This is a genomic window from Leyella stercorea (assembly GCF_021531655.1).
Window position 1 is genome coordinate 1 of the sequence record NZ_JADYUF010000071.1, and the last position, 8,774, is coordinate 8,774.

General features: G+C 49.2%; 7 protein-coding genes. 3 read left to right on the forward strand and 4 right to left on the reverse strand.

The window, feature by feature from the left end; all coding sequences use genetic code 11:
* Positions 1–197: 197 nt before the first annotated feature.
* The 3 genes from I6E49_RS13530 (at position 198) to I6E49_RS13540 (ending at position 2,142) form a co-directional block, all read left to right on the forward strand.
* Entirely contained in the window at positions 198–1,082 is an 885-nt protein-coding gene (locus tag I6E49_RS13530; RefSeq protein ID WP_293570905.1) for a Ppx/GppA phosphatase family protein, read from the forward strand.
* A 266-nt stretch (positions 1,083–1,348) separates the two neighbouring features.
* Complete coding sequence (locus I6E49_RS13535) at positions 1,349–1,687, forward strand: hypothetical protein (RefSeq protein ID WP_235402981.1); 339 nt, start codon at positions 1,349–1,351, stop codon at positions 1,685–1,687.
* 47 nt (positions 1,688–1,734) lie between these two features.
* A complete protein-coding gene (locus tag I6E49_RS13540; protein ID WP_235402987.1) occupies positions 1,735–2,142 on the forward strand; it encodes a hypothetical protein in 408 nt (135 codons plus the stop codon).
* Positions 2,143–2,147: 5 nt separating this feature from the next.
* On the opposite strand, the gene I6E49_RS13545 is transcribed toward I6E49_RS13540, so the two are convergent.
* The 4 genes from I6E49_RS13545 to I6E49_RS13560 form a co-directional block, all read right to left on the reverse strand.
* The gene (locus I6E49_RS13545) at positions 2,148–4,094 is read right to left on the reverse strand and encodes an endonuclease/exonuclease/phosphatase family protein (protein WP_235402982.1); all 1,947 of its coding nucleotides are present in this window, start codon (positions 4,092–4,094) and stop codon (positions 2,148–2,150) included.
* A 182-nt stretch (positions 4,095–4,276) separates the two neighbouring features.
* Positions 4,277–5,203, reverse strand: a complete 927-nt coding sequence (locus I6E49_RS13550; RefSeq protein ID WP_235402983.1) for an Rpn family recombination-promoting nuclease/putative transposase — start codon at positions 5,201–5,203, stop codon at positions 4,277–4,279.
* 92 nt (positions 5,204–5,295) lie between these two features.
* Positions 5,296–6,900 carry a carboxylesterase/lipase family protein gene (locus tag I6E49_RS13555; protein WP_235402984.1) on the reverse strand — a complete coding sequence of 535 codons (1,605 nt, stop codon included), beginning with the start codon at positions 6,898–6,900 and terminating at the stop codon, positions 5,296–5,298.
* A gap of 202 nt (positions 6,901–7,102) precedes the next feature.
* Positions 7,103–8,185, reverse strand: coding sequence for a hypothetical protein (locus I6E49_RS13560; protein WP_235402985.1), 1,083 nt, complete (start codon positions 8,183–8,185; stop codon positions 7,103–7,105).
* Positions 8,186–8,774: the final 589 nt, after the last annotated feature.

The following is an 8,774-nucleotide window of genomic DNA, read 5'->3' on the forward strand; positions in this document are numbered from 1 at the left end:
GAAAAGTCCCACCCCCAGCCCCTCCCCCGTAGGGAGGGGAGTTGTATGCTTTGGCAATCTCACAACTCTCAATTATAGATTCTTAATTCAATAACTGTTATAATAAACCATTTAATGTCCCATTTCCCAACCCTCATTACATACTACTCCCCTCCCTACGGGGGAGGGGTCGGGGGTAGGGCTTTATTTTGTATATTATGAACATAGCCGCTATAGACATAGGTTCCAACGGAGCCAGACTGCTCATAAAGAGTTTCGACGACAACGCACCCGAGTCGTCACGTATACGCAAACTGCTCTTCATCCGCATCCCCTTGCGACTGGGCAAGGACGTATTTGCGCTCGGCAAGATTTCGAAGGAGCGCCAGCGCATGATGATGCACATGATGAAGGGATTCAGCGAGTTTATGCAACTGTACAATGTGGAGCACTTCCGCGCCTGCGCCACGTCGGCCATGCGCGACGCCGAGAACGGCAAGAAGGTGATGCGGCGCATCGAGAAGGCCACGGGCATCCGTCTGGAGATAATACCCGGAGCCGAGGAGGCGCAACTGCTGTGCAACAACCTCGTGGAGAACACCGCCAGTACCGAAGGCAACTATGCCTACGTCGATGTAGGCGGAGGCTCCACCGAAATCTCCTTGCTGCACGACGGCATATTGGCAGAGAGCCACTCGTTCAACGTGGGCACGCTGCGCATGCTTGCCGGAGCCGTGACCCAGGAAGAGCGCAACGCCATGTGCCGCATGCTCGAGAAGTATGCAGAGGAGTTTCCCGACACCAAGATTATCGGTTCGGGCGGCAACATCAACCGTCTCTTCAAGCTGGCGCACGTCAAGGGCGACTCGCGCACGCTGCCCGTGGACACGCTCAAGCAACTCTACGCCGAGCTGGCACCGCTCTCCATCGAGGAGCGCATGCAGCAATACAAGCTCAAGGACGACCGTGCCGACGTGATAATACCCGCTGCCGAGATATTCCTCCTCGTAGCACGGTCGCTCAAGTGCAACGAAATCCTCGTGCCCAACATCTCGCTCGCCGACTCCATTGTAGACGGCATATACAAGAAGAATAAAGAGTAGAAAATCCAAGTATAAATAATGCCCGTTTCAAAACGAGTCCTTTTGCATTCCAAAAGGACTCGTTTTGAGTTGTAAAAGGACTCCTTTTAGGGAGCAAAAGGACTCGTTTTGGAAGCCAAAAGGACTCCTTTTGAAAAGTGGAATGTAAAATGTTGCATGTTATCTCACCATAACACCACAACAACATTTCAACTTTATATTCTTATAATTCGCTGATTTTGTGTGACTTTGCCACGAATTATAAACCTAATAGTGCAATTCTTGCAATGAAAGCATTTTTATTCATCATTGTGTCATTGCTCGCATCGGTCAGTACAATGGCACAGAAGACGAAGTTTGATATCGAAGCCGACCTGCAACGACTTGACTCCGTCGTGGCAAACAGCGCCAACTACGACCGTCAGAAACAGCAGAACATCAATCTCTTAAAGCGCTCCATGGGAGCCTATGTCACCCCTATGGAACGCTACAACTACTATAAGCGCCTGTACGACGAGTACATGAAGTTTGACAGCGATTCTGCAAAGCATTACGCATCGTTGTGCCAGAAGGTGGCAAGCCGTGCCAATATGCCCGACCTCGAACTCATGTCAATATGTATATAGCCATTGAACGTCAATACAATAGAAATAAAAATGACGAAAATGTATTTATGCATTATCTCATACTCTCGGCCATCAACGACATCAGCTGCTCCAACCGCGAGGCTTCGTCGCTGCTGTATATCGTCAACCTGCCATACATCTGTGCCGGCACCGAGCGTGCCTTCAACTATGCCATGCTGTGCACCGAGAATGCCAAGAGCTTTAACAATCAGGGCCGCAGTTTTGACATCGTCAGAGCTCATGCCAAGATAACGCGAGCCTACCAGAAGTGCCTGGAGAATAATATTGTGCTTTGCCTCGTCAGCATGGGCATCACCGACAGCGTCAGCATAGCCGAGTTTCTGCATTATTCGCCGCAGACCATTTACAATTATCGTCTGCGTGTGCGCCATAACGCATGCATACCCGAGAAGAACTTTGCCGACGCCGTCGCACAGATGTATGCCGACGAGTAGGGCTGCTATTCGTTCAGAGTCCAGCGTGTGTCGGGATTGTCGGACAATATGCGCATGCTGAGTTTGCCGCCACGGCAGCTGAGCACAGCCACTGTGGCATCCGTCTTATTGTATCCGCCTCCTACATATACGGGATAGCGGCATCCGTCTACGCCCTTAGGATAGAACTTGGCGTTGTGGGTGTGTGCAGCCAGCGCCACATCGAACGGTGCACGGCTGAGCATCGGACCCCATAGTTCGGTGCAGGGACGGTATTTGTCGGTATTGCCGAATACGGGTATGTGGCTGATGAGCACGTGATTGCGTGCCGCCTTGAACTCGCGGCTTGCCAACTCCTTCTTTATAAACTCCACTTGGTCGTTGCGGAGCTGCGTGAAGTCGTTCAGTCCGCCATACACGGGCGTCGAGTCGGGCTTGTCTTCGCCTAAGTCGAGCAGCATGAACCGGGTGTTGCCACGTGTGAATGCACTGTAGGTCTTGTCGTTGTAGTAGCCTATCTGGTGGTGCATTCCAGCCGAGTAGAAGTTGCGTATCTCGTGATTTCCACGCAGGAAGATAACGGGTTTCTCAGCACCGTTTACCTCATCGGCAAGACTGTGTATCATGCTTATGGCATGCTCGCGGTTGCGCGGTTCGGACAGACAGTCGCCGTTGAATATCACAAAGTCATAGTCGATGTCCTTGCAAAGGCTCTTCAGGTGGGCAAGAGTCTCGCCGTGCTCGTGCAGGTCGTTGAAGACGAGACACGTGAAGTCTTCGTCTTTGATGGCAGGAGTGCGGAATGAGTAGAACGGAGTGCGCAGCGTGTCGGCACCGAAGTGGTTGGAGTAGGCTCCCTTGTACAATATTTCCATTGCACACACGCGATAATAGTAGCGTGTGCCGGGCTTCAAGTTGTCAAGCTTGATGTTGTTCTCTATGTCATAGCACACCTCTTGTCCGTCGAGTATGGTACGTGCGCGCTGTGTATGTTGTGTGTCGGTGCCGTATTCTATCCAGCAATGGCACACGCTGTTGGTCTGGAACATCACGTTCATTGAAGTAGGGGTGGCAAGTTGCAGATAAGGTTGCGTCGTAAGCAGCTTGTCGACGGGTGTTGGCAGCACAATGTCGGCAAAGATAGGGCGGTGGTCGGAGGCGAGAGTGTTCACTACTTCGGAGTGAAGCGTCACGGCAGGCTCGCCGACGTACGGCCTGTACTGTTCCCAACCTTTCTCGGCAGGTCCCGGACGGCGCACATTGCCATAGCTTTTGTACACGGCAATATAGTCGAGACACTCACGTGGATTGTCGGCAGGCCACGATTTGCCTTTGTTGTTGCATATGTAGAAGTTCTTCTCAAGTTGCTTTATGAATGGTGAATCGGGCTGGGCGTTAAGGTCGCCGGCAATGATGAACGGCTTGCTGTATTTCTTTGCAACGTTCTCAATTATGCTTATCGAAGCCATAAGGTCGGCTTCGGTGAGCGAGAGGTGGGTTGCTGCAAATACGTAGTCGTCAAATTCTGCCACGAGCAGCGTACGTGCTTCCTCGCGTCCGGGCAACGCATGCTGTTCGGTTCTTATCGGACGTTTGCGCGAGAGAATGCCGATGCCGTACTTGCCGCCGTCGAAACTGATGGCAGGAGCATACGAAGCATAGTAGCGCATGTGGTCGGCTATCTCGCCAAGCGAATAGGTGTTGCCGGTGCGACGGGTCATGCTGTCAACCTCCTGTACGGCAACCACGTCTGGGTTGATGTCCTCCAGTACGTCGGCTATGCGCTTGTAGTCGAGTTTCTGGTCCATACCAACGCCATGCTGTATGTTGTAGGAAGCTATGCGCAGCTGGCGTGGCAACTTGGATGTGCAGGTCTGTGCCTGCGAAGGAATGGCTGTAGTAATTGCAGCGGGCAACAGAAGCGAGAACAATAAGCGCTTCAGTTGAGTGATTGTTTTGTTTTTAGATATCATTTTTTTGTATTAAGTTATGGTTTTCGAATGGCAAAGTTCGTGATAAAAAACGATAACAGCAAGAAATACACAATGCAATGTTTTAAATTGGAAGTTACAGTAAATAAAAAAGAACAACATTGTCAGGTCTGTTGCTTATGCCTGATAATGTTGTTCTTTTGGCTTTAATTAGTTTGTATACTTTATTGTCTGCACAGACTTTCCACTTCGTCCGTACTCAAACCGGTCATTGATGCAATGACATCAATATCCATGCCTTTTGCATACATCATTTTTGCCACCATTGCAATGCCTTCAGCACGTCCTTCTTCTCTTCCTTCAGCACGTCCTTCCTCTCTTCCTTCGGCACGTCCTTCTTCTCTTCCTTCAGCACGTCCTTCTTCCTTTGCCGTATCCAACGAGTTCTTAATGTCTCTATAAGCCTTAAGACTGTCTTCGTATTCGCGCAGTTCTGTAGGAGAGAAGCGGGCAATAGCAGCAGCATTAAACAACTTTGTGAAGATTTTTTCACGTAAAGACGGTGGGCGATTGTCAAGATGCGAGAGGTTCTTAAGCACATACATCCATTTGTCAGACAATGATGTGAGCTCTTCATCAGTCTTGTCAAAACGCCCGACTTCAACATACTTGAACATCAACTTGGCATTGAACACCTTGTTGGTTTTGGTATCCATCAGGGCTATTGTGTGGATTGTGTCCGAACTGTCGAATGCTTCATCACTCATTTTGAAATTGAGCAATGCAACGACATAAACCTTTTTAAGGCAGAAATTCCAGTCAGATGCTTTAGGTGCCTGCTCTCTTATTGGAAAGGTAGAGTAGAACAGCGATCTGTCTTTGAAGAAAGTCTGGTAGGCATTCTGCATTTCTACAATGAACTTTTCGCCTTGCTCGTTCTCGCAATAGACATCGAATATTGCCTTACGCTCGGTATATACATCGCCCACATTCTCACTGTTGAGATACTTAACGTCCTTTATCACCTCCTCTCCATTGAAGAGAGAGTTGAGAAAGTTGATAAGCAACTCCTTATTGGGGTCAGTACCGAAGATTCGCTTAAAGCCGAAATCGGTCAGCAAACTTATATATCGTTCTTCTGATTGTCTCATAACTGATTGTATTATAGCCTATGGCAAAGATACAGCAATAAATCAGAATAATCAAACTTTTGCAAGAAATTATACGAGAATTAGACAAATGTTTACTTCCAAAACAAACCATCCATTATCTCGTAACGTTTCTCCATGTTCGGGTCTTCCTTTACAAATGTGTTGGCATCGATTTGCAGAACAGGAGCGATAGTCTTGCCGTTGGTAGTTGGCCATTCAACGAGACCGAGACCATTGGGGTTGCCTGTCTTCACGAAGTTGACGTAGTAGTTGCTGAATATGTCAGATATTACGTAGTCTTCAGGCTGCCAATCGTACACACGATTGGTAGGAAGTGTGCCCATGGCATACTCGATGTCGGCTGAGTGTACAGCACCGAGAGCACGCGGAACGGCAGGAGTGTCAGCTGTCTTTTCCTGAACTCCACCTGCAAGACCTGCCACCTTGTCCTTCAATACCATGTCGGGACGTGGATGGCAGTAGCGATAACGATATACTGGCTGACCGCCTGTGAGCTTGTGCATGTTTCCCCATTTCCATGTAGAGTAGTCGAGGAAGATGTCGCCTGCGAGATTGTTGCCCGGCTGTCCCATAACGTCAGCGTCGGTGTTGAAGCCGTAGAGCTGGAAGAGTTGGTCGGTAGCGTCGCCGTAGATGGCACGGGCAGCTTCCTTCAAATTCTCTATTGTGGCAGGTTTGCCACGCAGAATGAACATGGCGTTCATCTCCTGGTTGTTGCCACCGATGAGCAATGGCACCTTAGTCTGCTCACCATTGGCGAACACATCGTATGGTTGCTTTGTCCAGAAATATCCGTCGACGTTGTATGTAGGAACGCTCTTCACGCCAGCCTTGCTCATAAGTTCCTCTGCCGACATTGCGCGCATCTCCTTGATGTTCTTGCATCCGATCTTCTTGGTCATCTCCACGCCCTGGGTTTCAGCCTCCTTGAGTGTGGCAACCTTCTTCGTGCCTATAACCGAACCGCTCGAACCCATAGCCTGAGCGAACAGTCCGTGGCACAAAGGCGATGCCATAAGCGAGCTTACCGACATCGAACCTGCCGACTCGCCTACAATAGTGATGCGCTCAGGGTCGCCTCCGAAGGCTGCGATATTGTCCTTAACCCATTTGATGGCAGCCACCTGGTCGAGGAAACCGTAGTTGCCCGAGCCTTTGTACGATGTCTCCTTAGAGAGCTGGGGGTGAGCAAAGAATCCGAAAATGCCCTCGCGATAGTTGGCTGTTACTGAAATAATGCCCTTGCGAGCCATAGCGTCGCCTGCATAGCGAGGCTCACTTCCACTGCCGCACATCAGTCCGCCGCCGTTGAAGTAGATGAGTACCGGAAGGTGTTCGTTCATCTTCTTGGCAGGAGTCCAGATGTTAAGATACAGACAATCTTCGCTCATCTTCTTCGTGCCGAAGTTCATGTCGCCGAAGATATTCTCCTGCATAGGGTTGGGACCGAACTCCTTGGCTTGGCGCACGCCCTGCCATTTCTCTACAGGCTGAGGTGCTTTCCATCGCAAATCGCCCACGGGAGGTGCTGCAAAAGGTATGCCCTTGAATGTCTTTATGCCCGATTCGTTGAGGCCTTCGAGTGTGCCTTCAGCGACGTTCACCTTTGTCGGTTGTTGTGCAAACAGTACTCCAGCGAGCAATGTAAGCATGAATGTCAGAAATGATTTTCTCATACGTATAATGATTTAGAGTTTTTGATGATGTCCTTTTTTTGTTATCGGTTCAACTTTCAAATGCTGCTTATTCAGTTTCAATCTACAAATTTATCCTTTTTCTGTTACAATCTACTTATACCTTATATATATTATGGCTGCCTATAGTGCAATTTTAAACTATTTCAAGATGTTGGGAGGCCGATAAACCTCCGCAGTTATGTTAGAAGTTGATGTGAGCTGCAAACTCTACAGTGAACGGACGGATATAAGATCCAGCCATGAGGTAGTTCTTGTAAGCCGATACGTCCTCGATGATGTCGGCAGAACCGATGCTGCCCGAGCAACCCTTCTGGTTGAGGATGTTGACAACGTTGACAGAGAAGCCTACGTGCTTGTTCATGTTATAGTCGACACCGCCGAATGTTTCCCAACGTCCGTTGAAGTAGAGGCTGTTGGTCTTGTTGATGTACTGCTTGCTCTGATAGCGGAAGCTTGCCCATACGCGGAACTTGTCGAACTGATAACTCGGGTCGAGCTCGATGATTGTCTTGCTCACGCCGGTAGTGATCTTGTCGTTGAAGTTGTACTTCTTGGATGTGCCGTCGCTGAAGTTGGGTGTGATGTCGAAGTTCTTGTACTTCGGGTTCTGCAATGTCAGCAATCCGTGGAAGGTGAATCCCTTGAACGGAGTGAGCACTACGTCGGTGGTCCAGCCCATTGTCTGCACGTCGTTGGTGATAGGTATTGTCACTACGTCAGACGAGTTGTTGGGGTTGGTGAACTGTGTGCAGCTCTTGTAATTTGACTGCTGGATGAGCGAAACCTGCGAAACGAGCTTCATCCAAGGTGTGTTCCAGAATATACCGGCACGTCCCAGGTGGATGTTAACGGCGTCGAGGATTGGCATGTACGGTCCGGCGAAGTCCTGTGAGTTAGGATGCTGCATGGCGTAAACATATGCATTCTTGCCACCCATAGCGTAGTATTCGCCGCGTACACCTGCCGAGAGCCACCAGCAGTCGGTCACCTGCCAGTCGTCAGAGAGGTAGATTGCCGTCTTTGTCTCGTGTCCGTCGTAGTACTCGCCACCCGTGTTGGCTGCAAACTCCTGGCTTCCGTTGTGGTTGAGCCAAGCCGGATTGGACTCGATAGTGTGGGCATATACACCCGTACTGGCCTGAATGCCCTGGCGGTTCCACCAGAAATTGGCACCGATACGCCATGAGTGAGCGTGGTCTTTGCTCTCGCCCGTGAGTTCGGCTGTGGTCATCCAGTCGCGCTCGTAGCCTATGTCGCGCAGCATATAGCGTGAGTTGTAGTTGCCCTCGAAGGCGTATTCCGTATCAAATTAGCAATAACATAGGAGGCTATGGCGTCATTATAGGAGGCTATGGCGCCCCCGCCGTAGCCTGAGCGGTTATTCCTCCTAACCCCATAAAATTCCCGTCGTTTTCGGATGTAAAAACAGTAGTTTTCCAAAAGGACTCCTTTTGCCCTCCAAATGTACCCCTTTTGCCCTCCAAAAGGACTCCTTTTGCCTCCCAAATGTAATCCTTTTGCAGTCCAAAAGGACTCCTTTTCACAACAGACACAATCCGTCCCCTCCGCCATTCCCTCCGTCTTATATATATAATATAATGTGTAGACACTCTCAAAACACCATGAATTGCAAACAACTGTTAAAATACTGATAAAATTAAGCATTTTCTCAGTGAAAGTTTTGGGGATTCAAATAAAAGTCATACCTTTGCATCCGCTTTCTAGAACGAACGAAACCTCAAGCAAAACGAGATTGAAAAGCGTTCTGGAAAAGCGAATGAAGAAAGAGTTCTTTGAAAAGATTTACATAAGACAGATAAAGTAGTACAAGAAGCGAGAATGAAGAAATTCGT